This is a genomic window from Pseudaminobacter sp. Soil_N_29, from assembly GCF_057656055.1.
In genome coordinates, this window is record NZ_JBDGLC010000004.1 from 132,811 (window position 1) to 155,491 (window position 22,681).

Consider the following 22,681-nt stretch of genomic DNA (forward strand, 5'->3'; position numbering starts at 1 on the left):
CGCCAGGGCGCACAAAACATGGAATCGCGTGATTTGTTCCTTGGGCAGGAAAGGGAACATGAATTGTCAGACCGCGGATTTTCGGGCGATGGCCCACCAGCGAGTCACAGGGAACAAAATCGGTCAGCACCAGTTTGACGACTCGCCCTGAGGCGACGCCTGACGAGAGGCACTCGCGCGGCGCATTTCGGGGACCCAAGGCGACGCAGAGGCAACTCGGGGGCGGTTCAGCACATCGAAGAGCGGCGGCAAGACCTCAATGACCTCCTTCCCACGGATCGGCATTCTCACCTTTCACCGCTGCATAAACTACGGTTCCTACTGGCAGGCGCGGTGCCTTGTCGAAGGTCTGAGAAGCCGGGGTTTCGATGTCGCGATCCTCGATCACTTTTCCTCGCGGACCGAGCGCGCAGAGTTGGTGCATGCCCTTGGCCCCATCTCTCCGGTCAGAGCGGCCGAAACGCCGCTCTACGCCCGCAAGATTGAAAAGTTCAACGAGGCGGTCGAGTCGCTGCCTCTGTCTCCGGCCTTCCCGCTGGAAGAACCGGCGCGGCTGCCGGCCGGTTTCGACACGGTCTTGGTGGGCAGCGACGAGGTGTGGAACCAGCGCCACCCGTGGTACGGAGCTTGCAAGATATTCTTCGGGTGGGGGCTGCCGACAGGCAGGCTCGTTTCCTACGGCGCCAGCTTCGGCAACCAGCCCCGTTCCGACGAACTCTGCCTCGAAGCTTCGGCCTTGAGGAGCTTTTCGGCGCTGTCGGTAAGGGACATGAACTCCCGCACCATCGCCGAGCGGATCGTGGGTGCGCCGATCGAAGTGGTCCTGGACCCGTGTCTCCAATTCCCCGAGCCGATAGCGCAAGCGAAAGTGACGCAAGCGCCTTACCTGCTCCTCTACGGGCATGACTTGCCAGATTGGTTCTGCAGCCGCGCGGTGAAGTGGGCGCATGAGCGGTCGCTCGGTGTGGTGAGCGTCGGCTACCGCAACGATTGGGCAGACGCGCAATGGATCGCCGCCGGGCCGGCAGAATTCGCGCAGGCCATGGCGGCGGCGACAGCCGTCGCAACCACTTTTTTCCACGGACTGGTGTTTGCACTCGTCAATGGCAAGCCCTTTATCTGCGCGTCATCGCCCTATCGCCACAACAAGCTGTCGGACCTGATGACATTGCTTGGAACGCAGGAGCGGCTGGTTGGGGAAGACATTGCCGAAAGCGATTTCGGCTCGGCGCTCCAATTGCCGCCGGGCGAAGAAGTCATGCAGCGCATAGAGGCCCTGCGTCGCCGATCCAACGCATATCTACAGGAAGCGCTGATCCACGAGGCGGTGACCCATGCATGACGGCATGCCGCTCAGCCCGAGGGCCGTTGTGGATGCCGGCTTGTGCATTGGCTGCGGGGCCTGCGCGGCCTATCCGGGATCGGGCGAGGTCGACATGGAACTCGACCGTTATGGCCTATACAAGCCCGCGGGTTCCGCAGCATGGTTGTCAACGCCCAGTGCCGAGTTTTCGCGCCTGTGTCCATTCTCCCCGGCCGCCTCAAGCGAGGAAGAGTTGGCAAGCTCGCGCTTTCCCCAAGCGCTTCACCATGACCCTCTGCTTGGCCGCTACGAAGCGCTCTATGTCGGTCACGTGGAAGAGGGCCGTTATCGACAGGACGGCAGCTCGGGCGGCCTGGCAACGTGGCTCGCAACCGAACTGCTGAGGGTCCGCGAAGTGGACCGGGTCGTGCATGTGGTCGAGACGCGGGAGCCCGAAGGGACGCTCTTCCGATACACGATCTCGGATGACGAGAGCGACGTTCGGTCGGGCGCCAAGTCCCGATACTACCCCGTCGAGCTTTCCGGGGTGCTGAGGAGGATTCGTGCCGAACCCGGCCGCTATGCGGTCGTAGGCATACCTTGCATGGTCAAGACGGTCCAACTGGTGTGCCAGCGAGACGAGATCGTCCGCGAGCGCGTAAGATACTGCATCGGCCTCGTATGCGGTCATATGAAAAGCACCAGGTTCACCGAGAGCTTCGCGCGGCAATCGGATGTGAAACGCGATGCAATCTGTGGCGTCGACTACCGGGTCAAGAGACCGGAGCGTCCCGCCTCGTGGTATCGGGTGGGATTCCGGTTGCGCGGAGGAGGGGAGCGCCAGCGCGACTGGTGGCATATGCTGGAGGGCGACTGGGGCGCGGGCTTCTTCCAAAGTCCGGCCTGCGACTTCTGCGATGACGTCATGGCCGAACTGGCGGATGCCTGCGTCGGAGATGCATGGCAGGAGCCGTACTCCTCGGACGGCCGCGGCACGAATATAGCGGTTGTGCGCTCGCGGAGGATGATGGAACTGCTGGAAGAAGCGGCGGAGGCCGGCCGAATTTCGCTCACCGGCGTGGACAGTGAATTCGCGGTTGCGACCCAGGCGGCCGCCTTCCGACATCGGCGGGAGGGTCTCGCCTACAGGCTCAAGAAGTTCCCCCCGCCGTTGGCGTTGCAAAAGCGTTTTGCGGACATTTCTTCCCTCTCGCCCCGCCGCAGGGCGATCTATCGTTTGCGCAGGCATATCTCCAGGTGGAGCCACCGCGTGTTCTACTTTTCACAGCTCGCCCATCTTGGCTTCGTTTACGTCATCTGGGCGCGCACGGCCGCGTCTCTCTACGCCGGAGTGACCTACTCTCGCGGCGCCACCGGCAAGATTGCCGACCGCATCTTTCGAGACACAGGCGCCTGAGCCTCCGGGCCGGAAGGCAGTGCTGAACTCACAGGAACCATGTCACCGCCAGGGCAATGAGGGCCAGGAAGGTCACAGTGGTGGTGGCCCAGCCAAGGAAATTGGTGAGCCATCCGTTCCTGCGCTCGCCCATGACGCGCCTGTCGCCGGTCATCAGCAACATCATCAACAGCAGTGGCGGCACGGAGAAGCCCTGTACGATACCCGACCAGACCAGCGCGCGCATCGGGCTGAAGCCGAGGAAATTGAGTATCACGGCGATCAGAGTCACCGCCGCGATGACGCCATAGAACAGCTTGGCGTCGGACGGCTTGGCGTGCAGGCTGCCCTTCTTGCCGAACGCCTGCAGGAGATCGTAGGCGGCGCCCGTCGTCATGACGGGAATGGCAAGGAAGCCCACCCCCACCACGCCCAGCGCAAACAGATATTTCGCACCTTCGCCTGCAAACGGCTCCAGTGCAGCGGCGGCCTGAGCCGCGGTCTCGATATGAGTTTCCCCCGCGGGGTGAAGCGTGACGCCGGTGGAAAGAATGATGGAGTAGAGGATGATATTGGCGAAAACCATTCCGGTCAGGACATCCCGGCGCTTGTCGGACAGTTCCTCGTCCGTGGCGCCTTTTCGCTGAAACAGCTCCTTCCGACCAAGGGCAATTTCGTCCTCTACCTCCTGGTTCGATTGCCAGGTGTAGACGTAGGCCGAAAGCGAGGTCCCGATGCACGCAACCACGATCGACATGAACTCCGTCGTGAACTCCACGCGTGGAAAGATGGTGGCGTGCAGGACCTCCATCAGGTCCGGCTTTGCCATGGTCGCGGCCGCGACATAGGCAAAAAGCGCCAGCGTGAGCCATTTGAAGATCCGGCGCAGAAGAAAGTAGGAGCCGAAAACCTGGACTGAGACGATGATGGCTCCAACGCAGACCACGAATACCGTTATCGGCAGCGGGACAAGCAGATTGAGCGCCGCGCCGACGCCTCCGAGATTTGCCGCTGCTTCGATGATATTGCCGGCGAATGCGCCGACCACAAGCGGGTAAAGCACCATGCGCGGGTATCGGTCACGAATGACGCCAAACAGGCCCTTTCCGCTCACCTGTCCAAGCTTTGCCGATATGTACACGACCACATACATCATCGGCAGGAGGAGCGGGGCGATCCACAGGATACCCAATCCGAACTGCGCGCCCGCACTCGCATAGGTTCCGATGGCGGAGGGATCGTCATCCGCGGCGCCGGTGATGATGGCGTTGCCGAGGATCCGGGCAGCACGACCCGAACGACGACCCGCTCTGTTTGGGCTGGATGTCTCTTGCCTTTGCTTGGACATTTGGCACCGGAGGAAGGACAGGCCTTGTTCCCAACTCGCAAGGAGTGTGGAAGTTCACTGGCTCCGCCACTCGGGTTCAATTGCCGTGCGCGCGATCCTGGAGCCTAGCTCTGCTGGCGACCGTATTCCGAAAGCCATATGCGCACGACGTGCTCTTCCTGGCTGAGATGGGATGGCGCCTCATCCGCCCCGCGAGCGATGCGCTCCATTTCTTCCGTCAGGCTGCCCGCCTGCCAGTGCTCGATAACCGCGGGATGGATGTAGCTTTGTCGGCACACCGCTCGCGTATTGCGCAGTTCGGCAGCCACTCGGTCGATTGTCGAGTTGAGAACTCTCTTCGCCGGAGTCGCGGCGGAGGGAAGAGGGGTGCTGGACAATAGCTGCGCTGCTCGCGTGGTGCCGCCCCAGGTCCTGAAGAATTTGGAGCTGAAATCAGCCCCGATTGCTTCGGCGATATAGCCGTTCACGTCGGTCGACGTAATAGGATGCGGTTGGCCGTCGCTGTCCAGATACTGGAACAAACGTTGGCCCGGCAGGTCCAGAATCTGGCGGACCGTGTTTGCTATGCGTCGGTCAGAAACCTTGACGGTCCACTGCTTCCCGGCCTTGCCTCTGAACCGCAATTTCAGTTCTGCGGTACCTACCACCACATGCCGGGACCGAAGCGTCGTAAGGCCGTAGCTTCCGTTTGCAGTGTAGGCTTCGTTGCCGATGCGGATGAAGGTCTGGTCGAGGAGCCAGACAGCCGTTGCTATTGCCTTTTCGCGAGGGGTTCCTCTTTGCCTCAGGTCGTCATCGACTCTTTGCCGCAAGGAAGGAAGGACGTTCGCGAAACCCGTCAGCTTGTCGAATTTCGCGAGATCCCGCTCTTCCATCCACATGGGATGATAGATGTATTGCTTGCGGCCCTTCTGGTCCCTTCCGGTCGCCTGGATATGCCCTCTCGCCGATGGGCATATCCACACATCCACCCAAGCGGGTGGGATCGCCAGCTTCTTGATGCGCTCGAGCGTCTCTGGAGACGTGACTGGTTGATCGTCCGCGCGCAGGTAGCGAAAGCCACGGCCGACCCGGCGCCGCCGGATGCCAGGCTGCTCGTCCGTCACATGAAAGAGGGTGTCAGGTTTGCCGGTATGCATCGCTCATCCGCAAAGCAATGAGATGAGATGACCAAAGTTCCGCTCGCGCGGTCAGTTTGAAGCACTTCGCAAACAGGTGGGAACATTTGATGCCCGATCACAGTTTCTGACGGAGAGCCCGCTGGGCGGAAAAATTGGTCGGGTGCCACATGCCGGTAGAGCAACAACATGACATTTTCAGATTGGTTTCGGAGCGCTACGCGCGAGAAGCCGAGGAGGAGATGAGCCTGCAGCAGTTTCTGCTCGCTTGTCGCGACAATCCCCAGATGTACGCCAGCGCGCCGGAACGGATGGTGCAGGCTATCGGCAAGCCCGAATTGATCGACACCAGCAAGGACGAGCGGCTGGGCCGCATCTTCATGAACAGAACCATACGTCGGTATGGCGTCTTCTCCGATTTTTACGGAATGGAGGACACGATCGAGCGGATCGTCAGCTATTTCCAATATGCGGCCCAGGGCCTGGAGGAGCGAAAGCAGATCCTCTACTTGCTCGGCCCAGTCGGCGGCGGCAAGTCGTCGCTGGCCGAGCGGCTGAAGAAGCTGATGGAAAAGGAGCCGATCTATACGCTCAAGGTGAAGGGACAAATCAGCCCGGTATTCGAGTCTCCCCTGGGCCTGTTCGACCCCGATACTCTGGGCGACCTGCTCGAGGACAAGTACGGCGTCGCGCGCAGGCGGCTGACCGGCCTCATTTCTCCGTGGGCGGTGAAGCGGCTGGCCGAGGCGGATGGGGACATCTCGACCTTCAGCGTGGTCAAGCTCATGCCGTCCCGGCTGAAGCAGATCGCCATCGCAAAGACCGAACCGGGCGATGAAAACAACCAGGATGTTTCTTCGCTGGTCGGCAAGGTGGATATCCGGCAGCTGGAACATTTCAGCCAGTCGGATCCGGATGCCTACTCCTATAGCGGTGGATTGAACCGGACCACCCAGGGGCTGCTGGAATTCGTCGAGATGTTCAAGGCGCCGATCAAGGTGCTGCATCCCCTCCTGACGGCGACGCAGGAGGGCAGCTACAACGGCACCGAGAATTTCGGAGCTTTTCCGTACCAGGGGATCGTTCTTGCGCACTCGAATGAGTCCGAGTGGCTCCAGTTCAAGCACAACAAGAACAACGAAGCCTTCCTCGACCGCATCCTGGTCATCAAGGTTCCGTATTGCCTGCGCTTCTCGGAAGAGAAGCTGATCTACGAAAAGCTTCTGCGCGAAAGCGAATTGGCGGATAACCCGTGCGCACCGGAAGTGCTGGACATTTTGAGCAAGTTCACGGTTTCTACCCGGCTGGGAGAGCATGAAAACTCCCCGCGCTACACGAAAATGCGTGTCTACAACGGGGAAAACCTGAAGGATGTGGATCCAAAGGCCAAGTCGATCCAGGAGTATCGCGACGTGGCCGGGGTGGACGAAGGGATGACCGGCGTCAGCACCCGCTTTGCATTCAAGGTGCTGTCAGAAACCTTCAACTTCGACACCCAGGAGATTGCTGCGGATCCCGTCCATCTCATGTACGTGCTCGAGCAGGCGATCCGCCGCGAGCAGTTCCCTGCCGAGGTCGAAAGCGCATACCTGAACTTCATCAAATCCGACCTTGCCGCGCGTTATGCCGACTTCATCGGCCATGAGATTCAAAAGGCCTATCTCGAATCCTACAGCGAATACGGCCAGAACCTCTTCGACCGCTACATTGCATATGCCGACGCCTGGATCGAAGATCAGGATTACAAGGATCCGGACACGGGTCAGCTTCTGAACCGTGAAATCCTGGATAGCGAGCTATCCCAGATCGAAAAGCCTGCGGGTATTTCGAACCCCAAGGATTTCCGCAACGAGGTGGTCAAGTTCGCGCTGCGGGCGCGTGCGAAGAACGCCGGTAAGAACCCGGCATGGACCAGCTACGAAAAGCTGCGGGAAGTCATCGAAAAGAAGATGTTCGGCCAGGTCGAGGACCTTCTGCCTGTTATCAGCTTCGGGTCCAAGCAGGACAGCGCTACGCAGAAGCAGCACCGGGAATTCGTGGAGCGGATGAAGGAGCGCGGCTACACGGAACGTCAGGTTCGTCGTCTCGTCGATTGGTACATGCGCGTAAACAAGGCCGGCTAGATGTCTCACTTTATTGACCGGCGCCTCAACCCGAAGGACAGAAGTCTGGGAAATCGCCAGCGCTTCCTGCGCCGGGCGAGAGACGAACTGCGGCATGCCTTCGACAGAAAACTGAAGACGACCCGGATAGCGGACGTGGATTCCGATCAGCCCATGTCGGTCTCGAGCAGCACCACCAGCGAGCCGAGCTTTCGCCAGTCCATCGCATCCGGGCGAAGAGCGGTCGTCCTGCCGGGAAACACCAGATACTCGGCCGGCGACCGCATCCCCAAGCATGGGCAGCTTGGCGGCCAGCTTGGCCATCAGGCTGGCGGCGGCGCCTCGGATGACGACTTCCAGTTTGTGTTGAACAGGGATGAGGTTCTCGACCTCTTCTTCGAAGACCTTGAATTGCCGGACATGGTCAAGCTGCACCTCAAGGAGACGCCGACATTCAAGTTCCGCCGATCCGGTTACACCACCACAGGCACGCCGGCGAACATCAATGTGGGCCGGACGATGCGCAACAGCCTGGGTCGGCGGATAGCGCTCAAGCGGCCTTCAAGGGACGAGCTTGAGGAAGTCGCGGGACAGATATCGGAACTGGAAGGCCGCGAACAGACCCCGACGGTTCGCCTCAAGCTCCTGAAGCTCCAGGAGACATTGCGAAGGTTGACCCAACGCCGGAAGCTGGTGGCCTACGTTGATCCGCTCGATATCCGGTACAATCGTTTCGAGGCCCAGCCGCTGCCCAATACGGCGGCGGTCATGTTCTGCCTGATGGACGTGTCGGGCTCGATGGGCGAGCGCGAAAAGGACCTTGCCAAGCGCTTCTTCGTACTCCTGCACCTGTTCTTGAAGCGTCGATATGAACGCACTGAAATCGTGTTCATTCGACACACCCATGAAGCCAAGGTGGTCGATGAGGAGACGTTCTTCTACAGCACTCAAAGCGGCGGCACGATCGTCTCCTCGGCGCTCGACGAGATGCGGCGTGTGATCGCGGAGAAATATCCGGTCAACGAGTGGAACATCTACGCGGCGCAGGCGTCGGACGGGGACAACTCCCCCTACGATTCCAACCGCTGCCAGGAAATCCTGGAAGGCGGCCTGCTCGCGAAATGCCAGTACTTCGCCTATGTTGAGATCATTGACGCCCGCGAGCGCGACATTTTCCGTTCGGCAACAAACGGCACGCCGCTATGGAAGTCCTACCGGGCAATCAGTGAAAAGCACCCGCGGCTGCAAATGGTACGCCTGGCGGCGCCGGAAGACATCTATCCGGTGTTTCGGCATCTGTTCTCGAAGCACGGCCCCGTGCGAGCCGGATAGGAGGACGAGATGCACGCTGACTTGCAGCATCCGCTGTTCCACGGGTCGGACTGGAATTTCGACAGTCTCCAGAGGGTCTACGACGCGATCGAGGAGATCGCGCACAAGGATCTGCACCTGGATACATACACCAACCAGCTGGAAATCATTTCCGCCGAGCAAATGCTGGATGCCTATTCGTCGATCGGAATGCCGCTGATGTATGGGCACTGGTCCTTCGGAAAACGCTTCCTGCGCGAAGAGCAGCTTTATCGAAAGGGTCACACCGGCCTCGCCTACGAGATGGTGATCAACTCCAATCCGTGCATCTGCTATCTGATGGAAGGCAACACGGCGGCGCTTCAGACGCTGGTCATCGCGCACGCTGCTTTCGGCCATAACCATTTCTTCAAGAACAACCAGTCGTTCCGTCAGTGGACCGACGCCGGCGGCATCCTGACCTATCTCGATTTCGCGAAGAACTTCGTGAGGCAATGCGAGGAACGGCACGGCGTGGCGGCCGTTGAGCGCATACTCGATGCCGCCCACGCGTTGATGGATCAGGGCATCTTTCGCTACCGCAGGCCGGGGCGCCTCTCGGCCGAGCAGCAGAAAGCCCGCGAGCGCGAGAGAGTTGCACACGCGGAGCGCATTTTCAGCGACCTATGGCGCACGCTGCCGTCTGCCTTCAAGAGCGCCGGGGGTGAGGGGGGCGCTGGCGACCAGCCCACCGAAGAAGAGAACGTCCTGTACTTTGTCGAAAAGAACAGCCCCATTCTGGAGCCATGGCAAAAGGAAATCGTGCGCATCGTCCGGTTCCTCGCGCAGTACTTCTATCCGCAGCGGCAGACGAAGATGATGAACGAGGGCTGCGCGACCTTCGTTCATTACACGATCACCAACCTCATGTTCGAACGGGGGCTGATCGAAGAAGGCCACATGCTGGAGATCCTCCAGAACCACTCGGAAGTGATTTTCCAGCCGGGCTTCGATGATCTCCGCTATGGCGGTTTGAACCCCTATGCGCTCGGCTTCGAGATGATGCGGGATATCCAACGAATATGCATGCATCCGACGCCCGAAGACCGGGAGTGGTTCCCGGAGATCGCGGGCACGGGGGCGTGGCTGGAGGTATTGCTGGAGGCATGGGCGAGCCACCGCGACGAATCCTTCGTCCGGCAATTTCTCAGTCCGAGTCTGATCCGCAAGTTGCGTCTGTTCGCCATCTCGGACGACGCAAGCAACAGCTATGTGGAGGTCGCGGCCATACATGACGATCGCGGCTATGAAACGGTCCGTTCCACTCTGGCCCACAGCTACGACATCGCCAGCCGCCAGCCCGATATCCAGGTGATTGGGGCTAACCTGGCGGGCGATCGCTGCTTGCTGGTGCAGCACAGGATTCACGACGGCGTCTTGCTGCAGGAGGAGAGCCGGGATGCAACGCTGCGCCATCTCGCGGCCCTGTGGGGTTACGAGGTCCGCCTCATCGGCATAGATGAGCGAAGCGGCCGGACCATATACGAGCGATCCATGAAGGCAGTGCCCGAGCGAGGCTAGCCGAGGACCGTCAGCGCCTGCGGCAGCAGGTTGGCGGACGAAGACGCACCTGCATAGCGCCGTATCATCGCCGCGCAGAACTCCGCATACTCCTCCGGGACAAGCGGCGGACTGGTGTGGTGGGGTGCCAGACCCCTGTGCTCAGGAGTGAAGCAGAAGGTCAGTGTCACGTCCAGCTCGCGCAGGGCCTCCATCTGCCGGTCGAACCAGCGCAGGGCATCCGGCCGAAAACTGTCTGCCCAGGAAAGCCCGGTGCGCAGTGACCTGACGCCAAGTCGCCTGAGCCAGGCCACCGCGTCATCCAGGCGATGGTCTTCGAAATGGAACCACTGGACGATGCCAAGATCGGGTGCGTGCTCGGCAAACTCTTCGAGGGCCGGCTTTGGCGAACCGTCTTCCCGAATGAGGCCCATGTAGAAGTGGCGGTAATAGGATGAGCCCTCGGCTTCGCGGTGGCGGGTCGTTGCCTCCCAGGCGCGCGGCAGATCAAAGAGGCTGTACCATTGGACCCTGGGTGCGCGGCCTCTGAGCAGCTCCGCCGTTCTCCGCAAACCCCACAGTTGCACCTCTTCCGCCCCAAAGGATGACACCCCGACCTCGCTGACCCATATGGGCAGGTCGGTCACTGCGCGAATTTCCTCCACCTTGTCGGGCCACTCGTGGATCTGCCACAGGTTCCAGTCGAGCGGAAAGCCGTGCACGGCCACTGCGTCGACATGCTCAAGCACGCCATGAGCCGACATGCGCCTGATGAAGGCGGAGTCTATCGGCGAAATCCCGCCCAGCACCTTGCAGATGGACCCGTTCTCCGCCGCAATCGCATCCGCCGCCATTGTCGCCATCTGTGAAAACAGCGTCCACTCAGGATCGAGCTCCGGATCCCAGTGCGACTTGTTGTTGGGCTCGTTCCAGATCATCGCCGCTTCAATCATGTCACCCTCGCATTTCGGGATAGACGGCGCCGGCGCCGAACGGGATTTCGGCAGGTTCGCAGAGATAGACCTCCGGTTCCGGCCGGCCGAGCACGCGGAAACCCGAACTGCGCAACAAGGCTTCCACGCACGCACGGTTCGGCACCCACCAGTTGGTCGGATCTTCCGCGTAGCGGTGTTCTATGAAGTGGAGCTTCGGGAACTCCGGGGCATCGAAGACCTCCTGTTCGGAAAACGGATAATCCTCTGCGGCCTCGAAGCTCGCCTCGGAGCCTCTTTGCATCGATTGGAAAACCAGGAGACCGGAGACTGCGTGCTCGCGAATGAGATCGAGCGCGAGCAGCGGGTGTCTCAAATGATAGAACACGCCCATGAACAGGACTATGTCGAACTTCCGCGCGAGGACACCCACGTCGTAGACGGAGAGCTGACGGAAGAGAATGTCCACCTCCAGCATGCTTGCGGCGAATCTGGCCTGCGCCAGATATGCCTCGTCATGGTCGATTGCGACGACGAGGTCCGCTCCCCGGCGTTTCATTTCGATGGCGTAGAAGCCTGCATTGCACCCGATGTCCAGAACCGTGCAGCCGCGCAGGTCATCGGGAATTGCCGTGCAAAAGCGTCGCCACTTCACGTTGGGATAGTCGCCCAGATAGTGGTCCGGTGCGGTCTGGACGCCGGCGATGTTCATGTTGTGGAACCAGGGCCCAAGCTCTGCAATGCGTCGTCGGACCTCTTCCCGACTGAGCTGCATCAAAACCCACTCCTTTGCTAACCCGGAAACTCCTCTGCGGGCTCCTTCAGGCTCACCAATCCAAATTCCCCGTCCCTTGCCTCGAGCTCACACAAGCAAGCATATCCAACCTCGAACCGGGACCAATTGGCGGCGGACAATCCAAGGCAATGGAATATCGCGGCCCTCACGATTTCCGCGTGGGTCACCAAAACCAATGCGCGCCCCTGGTGCAGCGCGGATAGCCTTAACAGGCAGGTGCGCAGCCGGTCCTCGACATCATCCATTGTCTCGCCTGCCGGCGTCGCGGCCTGATCGCGAAGACTGTTCCAGCGGCGCCAGCGCGGGTCGTCCTGCAACTCGGTAAAGCTCTTGCCGGACCATTCACCGAAGTCGACTTCATCCAGCGCCGGTTCAATTGCCGGCTGCCCGGCTCGGCAGCCTGCCGCGATGATTGAAGCGGTTTGAAAGGCGCGCGTTCGTGGACTGGACACTACGCAGGCAACGTCTCTGTGCTGCAGCCGTTCTGCCAGACGTGTCGCCTGGGCGATCCCCTCGCGGCTGAGGGCAGCGTCGACCATGCGGCCGAGGAGCACGCCTTCACCAGCTTCGTGCGCGGCATGACGAACGAGGTAGACGGTGCAGCTCACGAAAGGGAATCCCGATGCAGCGCGCGATCGCCTGCAATGAAGGCGAGGGTGCGCTCACGCGCTTCCGCATCTGTGAACTGCTGCGGGGGAGATTTCATGAAATAGCTGGAGGGTCCGACAAGGGGGCCGCCTATACCGCGGTCCAGCGCAAGCTTGGCACAGCGGACAGCATCGACCACGACCCCAGCCGAGTTTGGGGAGTCCCAGACCTCGAGCTTCAGTTCCGCGCTGAGCGGCACCCCACCGAAGGTCGTACCCTCAAGCCGGATATATGCGCATTTGCGGTCTGCAAGCCAGGGCACGTAATCGCTCGGACCGACATGTATGGCTTCGCGCACCAGCGGCATGCCCAACTGGCTCGTCACGGAATTCGTCTTCGAAATCTTCTTCGACTCCAGCCGCTCGCGCTCGAGCATGTTCATGAAGTCGGTATTGCCGCCGAAGTTGAGCTGATAAGTGCGGTCGAGCCGAACGCCGCGCTCGCGAAAAAGATTGACCAGCTGCCTATGGACAATGGTCGCGCCGACCTGGCTTTTGATGTCGTCTCCCACCAGCGGCAGGCCGCGGCTCTCGAAGCGCTCGGCCCATTCGCGCCTCGAGGCGATGAACACCGGGATGCAATTGACGAAAGCGCAGCCGGCTTCGAGCGCGCGCTCCGCATACCATTCGGTGGCTTTCTGGGAGCCCACCGGAAGATAGCAGACCAGCACATCGGTCTCGGCCGCAATCAACGTCTCGGTGACATCAGCCTCCGGCTGTTCCGATTCATCGATCGTCTGGCGCAGATATTTTCCGATGCCATCCAGTGTTCTGCCCCGCTTGACCACGACGCCCAATGTCGGAACATCGGCAAAGCGGCACGTGTTGTTGGGAGGCAGGTAGATGGCTTGCGATACGTCCGTGCCGACCTTGTTGGCTGCGACGTCAAATGCGCAGGCAACCTCGACATCGGAAACATGATACCCTCCGAGGTCGACATTCATGAGACCGGGCACGGGTTCGTTGCCGGGGGCTTCGCGATAGTAGGTCAGGCCCTGCACCAGCGACGAAGCACAATTCCCCACCCCCACGATACCAATCCGAACCTTGCCGCGCGCCATGGGGCTCTCACTCCGGTTTCGCCTTGCTCTAACTTGTTCGCAGGAACTTTGTTCCTCGCCGGTCGGATCGCGGGCATGGATCAATTGGAGCGCAGGGAAGTTCGGTGCGACTTCAATCCAGGCAGCTCGCAAATGCTGATTTACGGCGACAGGTCTTGGGAGTCGGATGTGGAGACGTTGCGATCCTCGATCCGCAGAGCCCTGCGGATCGTCCAGGATCTGCCGCCCGGCCTGGGCCGCCACGCAGCGCTGGTGAATGCGCTCATAAAGGCCGGTGAACTGGCGCAGGCAGTAGCGGACGCCGAATTCAACGAGAGGGGATTTGATCATCCGTCCCGTAGCAGGGCGTTGACCATTCGACTGGTTCGCCTGCTTGCAGCGGATGTTGCGCTTTCGTGGGAAAGCAAACTCGCAGGAGAGCTGAAAAATTCGCATCTGGAATTTCGGATCCTGAACCTTGTGCCGGAATGCAAACAAGTTCTGCTGCCTCGCAAGGCCGAAGGCTTTTCCTATTACGCTGTCTATCCGGAGGCCTATTACGAAGCTGCCCGGCGATCGAACCTGTGCCGAGACAGCTCGGTGATAGGCATTCGCAGCATTGGCGCCAGCCTGGCGTGTATGGTCGCCGCGGCACTTGGAACGCGCAGGATTGAAACGGTTCGCCCCTGCGGAACGCCCTTTCAGCGAAGAATTGCCGCCAGCGAGTCATTCGCCAGACGCATCGGTGTGACGGATGGCAAGCGCATGTTTGCAGTTGTCGACGAGGGACCGGGACTGTCCGGAAGCTCCTTCGCGTCAGTCGGAGAATGGCTGGAACGGTTCGGTGTTTCGAACAGGCAAGTTCATTTCTTTCCCAGCCATTCGAACGATCCCGGAAAACACGTCGCTCCGGCACAACTGCAGCGGTGGAGAACCAGCCAGAGGCACGTGTGCCGGTTTGGGGGCACCATTCTGGCGCCGCGCGATCCCGCGCACTGTCTGGCCTCTTGGGTTGAAGATGTCATCGGGCCGCTCGAGGGCCCCCTGATAGACATCTCCGCCGGCGGCTGGAGGGAATTTGCGGCGGGAAATGGCACACTCCCATGCGACGCGAGCCTGGAGCGCCGAAAATATCTGGCACTCGCATCCGGGGAGAGATGGTTGCTGAAGTTTGCCGGATTGGGTGACGACGGAGAACGGAAGCTGCACACAGGTCGGTTGCTGGCTCGCAACGGTTTCATTCCGGAGGTGGTCGCGCTGTGCCACGGCTTTCTGGTGCAGCGATGGGCAGAGGCCGAGACGCTTCACACTGCGCGCGTGCCGATTGAACGGCTGCTGCCGCGCCTGGCGCAATATCTCAGCTTCCGCGCGCGCCTGCCGGCACCGGGGGGAGGCGCCAGCCTTAAACAGCTCGTCGAAATGGCACGGCTCAACGTCAGCGAAGCCATGGGCAATCGGCAGGCAGACCGACTTGAGATTTTCTTCCGGCGTTTCGGCTCTGTCGAAAGGATAAAGCTGCGCCGCGTCGATACGGATGGCCGCCTGCATCCAGGCGAATGGTTGCGTCTTGCGGACGGCACCCTTCTCAAGACAGATGCCCTCGATCACAGCAGCGGGCACGACATCGTAGGGTGTCAGGGCATCGCCTGGGATATTGCAGGGGCTGCGGTCGAGCATGAACTGGCCGCCGCACAGCTGAAACGGCTTTGCCGGCAGATGGAGGGCATCGAGGTCGAAAGGGAACTTATTCAGCTCATGATGCCCTGCTACATAGCCCACCAGCTAGGCAGTTGGACCTTCGCAAGGGAGCGAGCGAGCGCTTCCGACAAAGCAGCTATCGATACTCTATTGCGCAAATACCGGGCTGCACTGCTCGCTTTCCTGGATGAATGACCACGCGAGCGCGCGTCAGCCGCGCCTGTCTACTTGCGAAAAACCTCGCGTAGCCGGCTCTATGACGGCCTCCGTAGAGTGTTCCCCCAGGTCATGAAGAAGGCCGGTCCGCGCACGGTTCAATCGGCTTTTGACGGTGCCGATGGCACAGCCGCAAATATCGGCGGTTTCCTCATAGCTGACGCCGAGCACACCTATGAGGATGATAACCTGGCGGTGGGACATCGGCAGCCGGTCGATGGCCGCGAGCACTTCCTTGCCGCGAATTGTCCATTCCTGTGTGGCCTCACCGGTCGGGCGGGTCGACGCGCAGCAAAGGGCGCCGGGCGCCTCGCGAACATAGGTCTTCATGCGCGTGTAGAATGCGTTGCGCATGATGGTGAACAGCCAGGATTTCAGCCTCGTGCCGGCCTCGAACTTGTCCAGATTGGCAAGGCCCTTGGTGAGGGTTTCCTGAACCAGGTCGTCCGCGTCCGTGGGGTCGCTGTGAAAGGTCCGCGCGAACGCTCGCAACGCTGGTATCAAATTCACGAAATCAGATGGGGTGCCATTTGCAGTTGATCTCAAGGGGTCCAAGGCCGTGCTCCCTGACCGTCAATCTGAATCGGCGATGGGGGATTAATGTCGGTCCGGAATCGAGGTTCCATCGAGCTTTGCGGATTTTTTCACTCTCCATGCAACCGGTCTCCCAGGTTGAAAGGGAGCTTCCAGGAGCCGGAACCATTGGTCGGGCGGCAGGTTTTTCTCCTCGATCCTATTCCGCCCACACCGGCGGCTTTGGCGGCGGATCGGCCTGGCAAGAGCCCTACGTTAATGACCCGGAAGCTGGACAACCGACCGGCAGTCTCATCCAAGCCCGGATTGCTCGGTGCCTTGGGGCCGGGCCTGATCACCGGCGCTTCGAACGACGACCCCAGCAGCATTGCGACCTATTCCCAGACTGGCGCGCAATTCGGCTATCTCCCAACCTGGGCGCTCCTGGTCTCCTTTCCCTTAATGGTTTCCGTGCAGATCGTAAGCGCACGGCTGGGCCGGGCGACAGGAAAGGGCATCGCCGGCAACCTGCGGAAGCACTATCCGGTCTGGCTGGCGTATGGATGCGTCTCGCTGCTGCTGATCGCAAACACGATCAATCTCGGGGCAGACATAGGTGCGATGGCCGATGCCGTTCGCGTCATCATCGGAGGCCCGCAGCTCGGTTACGTTCTTTTCTTCGGCTGCTTTTGTGTGATCATGCCGGTCTACATACCTTACCGGCGTTATGTGAACGTCTTGAAGACGCTCAGCTTTGCTGTCCTGGCATATGTCGCGACCTTTTTCATGGTCGAGGTCGATTGGCGGGCGCTGGCAAGTGGAGCCCTGCTTCCGCACATTGCCCTCGAAAAGGATTATCTCGTCGCGATAGTCGCCATATTCGGCACGGCAATAAGCCCATACCTGTTCTTCTGGCAGTCTTCGCAGGAAGTGGAGGACATTCGAACCATCGCAGATCGCAAACCCTTGGTACAGGCGCCCGAACAGGCCCGGAAGGCGAATTCCCGCATCACCCAGGATACTTTGGTCGGAATGGGAGTATCGAACATCGTTGCGCTGGCCATCATGGTTACGGCTGCCGCGACGCTCCACGTCAGCGGCGTGACGACTGTCCAAAGCTCGTCACAGGCCGCAGAAGCGCTCAAGCCAATGGCGGGTTTCATGGCGGGAACGATCTTTGCGCTGGGCATAGTGGGCACCGGCCTCATGGCGGTACCGGCACTTGCTGGATCCGCAGCTTACGCGGTGGGCGAAACCCTGCACTGGCCCACGGGCCTGGACCGCAAGCCCAGGCAGGCGAAGGCGTTTTACGGCACTATCGCAGTCGCAACGGCGGTAGGCATCGTGCTGAATTTCAGCCCTGTCAGTCCCATCGAAGCGCTCTACTGGAGCGCGGTGATCAACGGCGTGGCCGCTGTTCCGATATTGGCAGTCATGATGCTGATGTCTTCGGATCGACGCGTAATGGGCGATGCTCCGATCGGCCCCTGGCTCAAACTGCTCGGATGGATCTCGACAGCGGTCATGGGATTGGTCGCGTCGGCCATGATCCTGGCGATGCTCCTTTAGCGACTGTTTCCCAGCAGAGGCAGCCAGCCGCCGATCTTAGACGAACGTAGATCAGGTGGTTGGTGGTTGAACCGTTTCGTCCGCGGGGCCAATAGGGGAAAGCCGGTCCAAAGCAGGAATGGCACCGGATTTCCTTGGTTGAAAGCCGTTCACCGAGCCATGGAGGGGGGCTCGTCCGAGGCACACATACTTCAAGCCTGCGCGCGCCACCTCGGGCAGAGAAAACAGATTTCGATAGTCCACCAACGTCGCGCCGCGCATAAGCTGCGCCAGGCGCTTCAGGTCGAGACCTCTGTATTCCTGCCATTCGGTTAGAACCAAGGTAAGATCGGCTCCATGTACCGCCGAATAGGGCGTGTCGAAAAAGCGGACCCCTGGCAAGCATGATCGAGCCGAGCCAATGGCCTTCGGGTCATGGGCTCGTATCCTGATGCCTGCGCTCTGCAGAATGGGGATGATGGTCAGTGCCGGCGCTTCGCGCACATCGTCTGTATTTGCCTTGAAGGCCAACCCCAGGACCGCGACGCAGGTGCCCGGGCCATGATGCTCGATCTCTGAAAAAACCCGCTCGGCAAGCATTACCTTCCGGTGCTCGTTTCGTTGAATGAGCGTCTCGACAAGGGCTTGGGGCGCGGCATTCTTCCTGCCGATGGCTGCGAAGGCTCTTGTGTCCTTCGGAAAGCAAGAACCGCCAAATCCAGGTCCCGGGGCGAGAAAGCGGGCGCCGATGCGGCTGTCCAGACCGAGCGCATGAGCCACAGTCTCCACTTCTGCGCCGAGTTGTTCGCAGAGATTGGCCACGTCGTTGATGAAGCCGATTTTCAACGCGAGGAATGCATTGGACGCAAACTTGACGAGCTCGGCGTTGACCGTGCTCGTTTCCACCAGCGGAACGCCCCGGAGGGTCAAGGGTTCGTAGAGATTGCGCAAGCAGGCCGCGGCTCTCGGGTCGTCGGCTCCGACGATGATCCGGTCCGGCCGAAAAAAGTCTTCGACAGCGGTGCCTTCCCGCAGGAATTCCGGATTTGAGCCGACCGAGAAGTCAAGGCGCGCGCGGGTCTTGGCTATGATTTTCTGAACGCGGCGACAGGTACCGATGTCTACGGTGGATTTGATGATCACGACGGCGCCGGATTTGAGTTGCCGTGCAAGCTGTCTCGCCGCGTTCTCCACGAAACCGTGGTTGATATTCCCGTTGGAGTGGGAGGGTGTGCCCACGGTGATGAAAACCGCGTCGGCGCGATCGATCCCATCATAGCTGTCGGAAAAGTCGAGTTGGCCGAGCTCGATGTTGCGGGAAATCAGTTCGTGCAGGCCGGGTTCGAATATCGGCAGCCGTCCCTGCCGCAAGGTCTCCAGCTTGCGTTTATCGAGGTCGACGCACGTGATCAAGTGCCCCAGTTCGGCAAAGCATGCACTCGCAGTAAGCCCCACATAGCCGCCGCCGATCATCGTGAGTCTCATGGCATTTCCCATCCCAACAGCTCGCAGCCGGCAAAAAACGGCAGTCTAACTTCCGGAGGGCGCGTCTGTTCCGTCCGAGCATCAACAAAGCTTCCCGGGAACAAAGAAGCTGCTCATGTGTTGGGGGGACGATCCCATATCAAGAGCGGCCCATATCAAGAGCGGCAGGCGAGACAGTGAAAAAGGTTCTGGTCACGGGTGGGAGCGGCTTCATCGGACGCTACGTCGTCCGGGAGCTTCTATCCGCCGGATACGAAGTTCTCGTTTTGGACAATCTCATCGAACAGGTGCATGGCGATCGGCCCGAAGACCAGCAAACGGAAATCCTCAAGGCCGACATCCGCGATGAAGACGCGGTGCGCCGGGCCGTGAGCGGTCAGGACGCTGTAATTCATCTCGCCGCCGAGGTGGGCGTCGGCCAATCCATGTACGAGATCGCGCGCTATGTGGGCACGAATGATCTCGGCACGGCCGTGCTGCTGGAAGCCTTGATCGAAAGCTCTGTGCAACGGATCGTCGTGGCCTCGTCGATGAGCGTCTATGGCGAAGGCTCGTACAGGGACAGTGCCGGCAACCAGATCAATGCCAGGCGCTCGCAACAGAGAATTGGAATTGGCCTTTGGGACCCCATCGGGAGCGACGGGCAGCCACTGAGGCCGGTGCCGACCGATGAGAACAAGGCGGTCGATCTGGCCTCCATTTATGCCCTCACCAAATACATGCAGGAGCAGGCTGTCCTGATCTTTGGGCGGACCTATGGGATCGGCGCGGTCGCGCTAAGGCTGTTCAATGTGTTCGGACCCGGCCAGGCGCTGTCCAATCCCTACACTGGTGTTCTCGCCAATTTCGGTGCGCGCCTCATCAATGGCTATGCCCCGACGATATTCGAAGACGGTCTGCAGCGTCGCGATTTCGTGCATGTCAGGGATGTCGCACGCGCCTTCAGGCTCGCGTTGGAGCGCCCCACTGCGGCGGGGCAGACCTTCAACATCGGAAGCGGACGCGCCTATACAATCCGTGACGTGGCGACGCTTTTGGCCGGGGCCATGGGCAAGAACTCTCTAGAGCCCGAAATCCTCGGCAGGGCCAGGGCCGGCGACATAAGGCACTGCTTCGCCGATATCGGTCGCGCCCGGAATGTCCTCGGCTACGAACCCCTCCAGAAACTGGAAGACTCGCTCGAAGAACTGGTTGATTGGCTTTCTGCCTCAGAAGCCAGTGACAGCAGTTCCGAAATGAGACAGCAGCTCAGTTCAAGGGGGCTGATCTCATGAGGCCCACCCCGCCGAAGGCTTCTGTGCTTTCCCGCCGACCCTCCACTGTTCTCATTACCGGCGGGAGCGGGTTCATCGGGTCCAATCTCGCATACAGCTTCCTGTGCGAGGGGCGGTCCGTAGTGATAGTGGACAATCTGAGCCGCCCGGGCGTTGCAGAGAACCTGGCCTGGCTGAAGGATCATTTTCCCGATAGGGTCAAGTTCCTGCAGGCAGACGTTCGCGATCGCGCGGCGATAGCGCCTGCCTTCGAAGAGGCTGACGCGGTCTTCCATCTGGCGGCACAAACCGCCGTCACGACCAGCCTGAAAGCCCCGCTTGATGATTTCATGGTCAATGCGCTGGGCACGCTGAATGTGCTTGATATCGTGAGGTGCGGCGGGCGGCGCATTCCCGTCATCTTTGCCAGCACCAACAAGGTATATGGAGATCTCTCCGATCTTGAGCTCATGCGATCGCCGGGCGGCTACGTCCCACGCGACGCAGCCATCCGGAGCAGGGGCATCGACGAGGCAGCCGGGCTGAGCTTTTGCAGCCCCTATGGTTGCTCGAAGGGGGTTGCCGATCAGTATGTGCTGGACTTCGCAAAATCATACGAGATCCCGACTGCCGTCCTGCGCATGAGCTGCATATTCGGTCCTCGCCAGTTCGGAACCGAGGATCAGGGATGGGTGGCTCACTTCATCCTGCGCGTGTTGAGCGGAGAACCGGTGGTCATCTTCGGCGATGGCGAGCAGGTGCGCGATATCCTCTATGTCGGCGATGCGATCAGCGCCTACAGGGCGGTTCTGGATGCAATCGATCGCCTTCAGGGGCAGGCCTTCAATCTTGGCGGCGGCCCTCAAAATGCGATCAGCCTCAATCTCCTGCTGCAGGAACTGGCTTCAATCACCGGGGTCGAGGCCGAGGTTAGGTACAGCGAACAGAGACGGGGCGACCAGCTCTATTTCGTGGCGGATACGCGAAAGCTGCAGGCCGCAGTGGGGTGGGAAGCCAAGGTCGGTTGGAGGGAAGGGGTCCGGCAACTCACACAGTGGCTTTCGGCGCACCGCGTCCCCGCAGGCTTGTCGAGACGCCTGAAAAAGGTGACGGCATGAAAGTCGCGCTCGTGAACCCCTGCTGGAGTTATGAAGGCAGCATCTATTTCGGCTGCCGCCAGGAGCATCTTCCCCTTGAGCTTGGTTATGCGGCCGCGATGCTGAAAACCGACGGGCATCAGGTTCGCTTGCTTGACGGGCAGCTCCAGCAGCTCAGCAACGCCGAACTCGCGAAAGCGACGGCGGGCTTTTGCCCGGATTTCGTCGTGGTAACCACGGCCCCCACCTATTTGTTCTGGCGATGCGCTCCGCCGGAACTCCGGATCCCGGCTGATTTTCTGAACGCCCTTGCAGCCAGCGGCTTTGAAGGAAGGACAGTGGCTGTGGGTCCCCACGCCTCTGCGACCCCCAAGGCGACGCTGCGCAAGCTGGGCACTGACATCGTCATCCGCGGCGAGTGCGAGGAGATCATCCTGGCGCTGGCTTCCGGCGAGGACTGGTCGTCTGTGAGTTCCACCGCGCGCCTGGAGGGTGGTGAACTCATCCTCAACGGGACAAATCACGCCAGCCCGTTCGTCGAACATCCTCCGCTAGAATGGCCAGATGAGTGGATAGGCGCGCATCGCCATCACCATCACCGTTTCGATGAAAAGAACCCGGCGGTTCCGGGTGCCGAGGTCGAAGCGTCTCGCGGCTGCCCCTACAACTGCAGCTTCTGCGCAAAGATCGACTTTCGCGACGGCTACAGGCGCCGCAAGCTTGACCTGCTGCTGACCGAAATAGATCGCCTGATCGACCAAGGCGTTGGTTATATCTACTTCATCGACGAGATTTTCCTGCCGCAGAAGGCGCTGTTGGAGGCGCTCGCCGATCGCGACGTGCGGTTCGGCGTTCAGACGCGCATAGATCTGTGGAAGCCCGAGCTGCTCGCGCTTCTGGGTGAGGCCGGATGCGTTTCCATCGAAGCGGGATTGGAAAGCCTCACTGTCGAAGGTCGCGAGATGCTCGCGAAGCGCTGCCGGCTCGACACCGAAGAACTGGTGCAGCTTTTGATCACTGCGCGCCGGCATGTGCCTTTCGTGCAGGCAAATCTGATCGGTGTCCCCTCCGACAGCCCGGAAATGATTGCCTACTGGCGCCAGCGACTCATCAGCAGCGGCATATGGGCCAATGAGCCGGTTCCGCTTTATCCCTATCCCAGCTCGCCGGAATACCGGAAGCTCTGGGGTGAGCCCGATGAGCGCGCCTGGGAGAGGGCGCATGAACATTACCTGGCGTCTTTCAAGAATTTCAGCGACCTGCAGGACCAGGCACCGCTGCCTCTGGCCGTGCTGGAGGAAACATGCTCCAGCACTTGAGAACGCCGCAGAAGATACTG

General features: G+C 60.5%; 18 protein-coding genes. 10 read left to right on the plus strand and 8 right to left on the minus strand.

Features of this window, described 5'->3' with window-relative positions:
* Positions 1-259: 259 nt before the first annotated feature.
* Both AC3A4H_RS11360 and AC3A4H_RS11365 read left to right on the plus strand, forming a co-directional pair.
* Positions 260-1,342, plus strand: coding sequence for a polysaccharide pyruvyl transferase family protein (locus tag AC3A4H_RS11360; RefSeq protein WP_487766787.1), 1,083 nt, complete (start codon positions 260-262; stop codon positions 1,340-1,342).
* Positions 1,335-2,720 carry a Coenzyme F420 hydrogenase/dehydrogenase, beta subunit C-terminal domain gene (locus tag AC3A4H_RS11365; protein ID WP_487766788.1) on the plus strand — a complete coding sequence of 462 codons (1,386 nt, stop codon included), beginning with the start codon at positions 1,335-1,337 and terminating at the stop codon, positions 2,718-2,720. The genes AC3A4H_RS11360 and AC3A4H_RS11365 overlap by 8 nt, the downstream gene beginning before the upstream one ends.
* Positions 2,721-2,748: 28 nt before the next feature.
* Here the strand turns inward: AC3A4H_RS11365 and AC3A4H_RS11370 are convergent, their stop codons facing one another.
* Positions 2,749-4,047: an NRAMP family divalent metal transporter gene (locus AC3A4H_RS11370; RefSeq protein ID WP_487766789.1), complete on the minus strand. Its 1,299-nt coding sequence runs from the start codon at positions 4,045-4,047 to the stop codon at positions 2,749-2,751.
* A 104-nt stretch (positions 4,048-4,151) separates the two neighbouring features.
* The gene (locus AC3A4H_RS11375) at positions 4,152-5,186 is read right to left on the minus strand and encodes a DNA topoisomerase IB (protein WP_348779362.1); all 1,035 of its coding nucleotides are present in this window, start codon (positions 5,184-5,186) and stop codon (positions 4,152-4,154) included.
* 149 nt (positions 5,187-5,335) lie between these two features.
* Here AC3A4H_RS11375 and AC3A4H_RS11380 point away from each other — a divergent pair, with 149 nt between their 5' ends.
* The 3 genes from AC3A4H_RS11380 to AC3A4H_RS11390 are packed head-to-tail and all read left to right on the plus strand — an operon-like array spanning position 5,336 to position 10,138.
* Entirely contained in the window at positions 5,336-7,288 is a 1,953-nt protein-coding gene (locus tag AC3A4H_RS11380; protein ID WP_487766790.1) for a PrkA family serine protein kinase, read from the plus strand.
* On the plus strand, positions 7,289-8,599 hold the full coding sequence (locus tag AC3A4H_RS11385; protein ID WP_487766791.1) for a YeaH/YhbH family protein: 1,311 nt from the start codon (positions 7,289-7,291) through the stop codon (positions 8,597-8,599).
* Between the two features lie 9 nt (positions 8,600-8,608).
* Entirely contained in the window at positions 8,609-10,138 is a 1,530-nt protein-coding gene (locus tag AC3A4H_RS11390) for a SpoVR family protein (RefSeq protein WP_487766792.1), read from the plus strand.
* Here AC3A4H_RS11390 and AC3A4H_RS11395 read toward each other — a convergent pair.
* Genes AC3A4H_RS11395 through AC3A4H_RS11410 form a run of 4 tightly spaced genes read right to left on the minus strand, consistent with a single transcriptional unit; the run spans position 10,135 to position 13,553 of the window.
* Positions 10,135-11,070, minus strand: coding sequence for a glycoside hydrolase 5 family protein (locus AC3A4H_RS11395; protein ID WP_487766793.1), 936 nt, complete (start codon positions 11,068-11,070; stop codon positions 10,135-10,137). The genes AC3A4H_RS11390 and AC3A4H_RS11395 overlap by 4 nt on opposite strands.
* A 1-nt stretch (position 11,071) precedes the next feature.
* Positions 11,072-11,824, minus strand: coding sequence for a TIGR04290 family methyltransferase (locus tag AC3A4H_RS11400; protein ID WP_348779367.1), 753 nt, complete (start codon positions 11,822-11,824; stop codon positions 11,072-11,074).
* Positions 11,825-11,841: 17 nt separating this feature from the next.
* Positions 11,842-12,453 carry a histidine phosphatase family protein gene (locus AC3A4H_RS11405; RefSeq protein WP_487766794.1) on the minus strand — a complete coding sequence of 204 codons (612 nt, stop codon included), beginning with the start codon at positions 12,451-12,453 and terminating at the stop codon, positions 11,842-11,844.
* On the minus strand, positions 12,450-13,553 hold the full coding sequence (locus AC3A4H_RS11410; protein WP_487766795.1) for an inositol-3-phosphate synthase: 1,104 nt from the start codon (positions 13,551-13,553) through the stop codon (positions 12,450-12,452). Before AC3A4H_RS11410 ends, AC3A4H_RS11405 begins: the two co-directional genes overlap by 4 nt.
* Positions 13,554-13,628: 75 nt before the next feature.
* On the opposite strand from AC3A4H_RS11410, the gene AC3A4H_RS11415 reads away from it, so the two are divergent.
* Entirely contained in the window at positions 13,629-15,425 is a 1,797-nt protein-coding gene (locus AC3A4H_RS11415; protein ID WP_487766796.1) for a hypothetical protein, read from the plus strand.
* Positions 15,426-15,440: 15 nt separating this feature from the next.
* Here the strand turns inward: AC3A4H_RS11415 and AC3A4H_RS11420 are convergent, their stop codons facing one another.
* Complete coding sequence (locus AC3A4H_RS11420; protein WP_348779371.1) at positions 15,441-16,001, minus strand: sigma-70 family RNA polymerase sigma factor; 561 nt, start codon at positions 15,999-16,001, stop codon at positions 15,441-15,443.
* Between the two features lie 147 nt (positions 16,002-16,148).
* Between AC3A4H_RS11420 and AC3A4H_RS11425 the strand changes: the two genes are divergently transcribed.
* The gene (locus AC3A4H_RS11425; protein ID WP_487766797.1) at positions 16,149-17,528 is read left to right on the plus strand and encodes an Nramp family divalent metal transporter; all 1,380 of its coding nucleotides are present in this window, start codon (positions 16,149-16,151) and stop codon (positions 17,526-17,528) included.
* A 51-nt stretch (positions 17,529-17,579) separates the two neighbouring features.
* Here AC3A4H_RS11425 and AC3A4H_RS11430 read toward each other — a convergent pair whose 3' ends face one another.
* A complete protein-coding gene (locus AC3A4H_RS11430; RefSeq protein WP_487766798.1) occupies positions 17,580-18,992 on the minus strand; it encodes a UDP-glucose dehydrogenase family protein in 1,413 nt (470 codons plus the stop codon).
* 176 nt (positions 18,993-19,168) lie between these two features.
* Here AC3A4H_RS11430 and AC3A4H_RS11435 point away from each other — a divergent pair, with 176 nt between their 5' ends.
* From AC3A4H_RS11435 to AC3A4H_RS11445, 3 genes are read left to right on the plus strand one after another with little or no spacing between them, the layout of a single operon-like run.
* The gene (locus AC3A4H_RS11435; protein ID WP_487766799.1) at positions 19,169-20,266 is read left to right on the plus strand and encodes an NAD-dependent epimerase/dehydratase family protein; all 1,098 of its coding nucleotides are present in this window, start codon (positions 19,169-19,171) and stop codon (positions 20,264-20,266) included.
* Entirely contained in the window at positions 20,263-21,363 is a 1,101-nt protein-coding gene (locus AC3A4H_RS11440; protein WP_487766800.1) for an SDR family NAD(P)-dependent oxidoreductase, read from the plus strand. Before AC3A4H_RS11435 ends, AC3A4H_RS11440 begins: the two co-directional genes overlap by 4 nt.
* Positions 21,360-22,661 (plus strand): TIGR04295 family B12-binding domain-containing radical SAM protein, encoded by a 1,302-nt coding sequence (locus AC3A4H_RS11445; protein ID WP_487766801.1) that lies wholly within the window; start codon positions 21,360-21,362, stop codon positions 22,659-22,661. The genes AC3A4H_RS11440 and AC3A4H_RS11445 overlap by 4 nt, the downstream gene beginning before the upstream one ends.
* Positions 22,662-22,681: the final 20 nt, after the last annotated feature.

What these genes read in the sequence shown, in the direction of transcription:
- AC3A4H_RS11415 (WP_487766796.1), top strand. Translation starts at nt 13,629, where the DNA reads ATGGATCAATTGGAGCGCAGGGAAGTTCGGTGCGACTTCAATCCAGGC.
- AC3A4H_RS11410 (WP_487766795.1), bottom strand. Translation starts at nt 13,553, where the DNA reads ATGGCGCGCGGCAAGGTTCGGATTGGTATCGTGGGGGTGGGGAATTGT.
- AC3A4H_RS11395 (WP_487766793.1), bottom strand. Translation starts at nt 11,070, where the DNA reads ATGATTGAAGCGGCGATGATCTGGAACGAGCCCAACAACAAGTCGCAC.
- AC3A4H_RS11440 (WP_487766800.1), top strand. Translation starts at nt 20,263, where the DNA reads ATGAGGCCCACCCCGCCGAAGGCTTCTGTGCTTTCCCGCCGACCCTCC.
- AC3A4H_RS11375 (WP_348779362.1), bottom strand. Translation starts at nt 5,186, where the DNA reads ATGCATACCGGCAAACCTGACACCCTCTTTCATGTGACGGACGAGCAG.
- AC3A4H_RS11390 (WP_487766792.1), top strand. Translation starts at nt 8,609, where the DNA reads ATGCACGCTGACTTGCAGCATCCGCTGTTCCACGGGTCGGACTGGAAT.
- AC3A4H_RS11400 (WP_348779367.1), bottom strand. Translation starts at nt 11,824, where the DNA reads ATGCAGCTCAGTCGGGAAGAGGTCCGACGACGCATTGCAGAGCTTGGG.
- AC3A4H_RS11360 (WP_487766787.1), top strand. Translation starts at nt 260, where the DNA reads ATGACCTCCTTCCCACGGATCGGCATTCTCACCTTTCACCGCTGCATA.
- AC3A4H_RS11380 (WP_487766790.1), top strand. Translation starts at nt 5,336, where the DNA reads ATGCCGGTAGAGCAACAACATGACATTTTCAGATTGGTTTCGGAGCGC.
- AC3A4H_RS11385 (WP_487766791.1), top strand. Translation starts at nt 7,289, where the DNA reads ATGTCTCACTTTATTGACCGGCGCCTCAACCCGAAGGACAGAAGTCTG.
- AC3A4H_RS11430 (WP_487766798.1), bottom strand. Translation starts at nt 18,992, where the DNA reads ATGAGACTCACGATGATCGGCGGCGGCTATGTGGGGCTTACTGCGAGT.
- AC3A4H_RS11365 (WP_487766788.1), top strand. Translation starts at nt 1,335, where the DNA reads ATGCATGACGGCATGCCGCTCAGCCCGAGGGCCGTTGTGGATGCCGGC.
- AC3A4H_RS11370 (WP_487766789.1), bottom strand. Translation starts at nt 4,047, where the DNA reads ATGTCCAAGCAAAGGCAAGAGACATCCAGCCCAAACAGAGCGGGTCGT.
- AC3A4H_RS11445 (WP_487766801.1), top strand. Translation starts at nt 21,360, where the DNA reads ATGAAAGTCGCGCTCGTGAACCCCTGCTGGAGTTATGAAGGCAGCATC.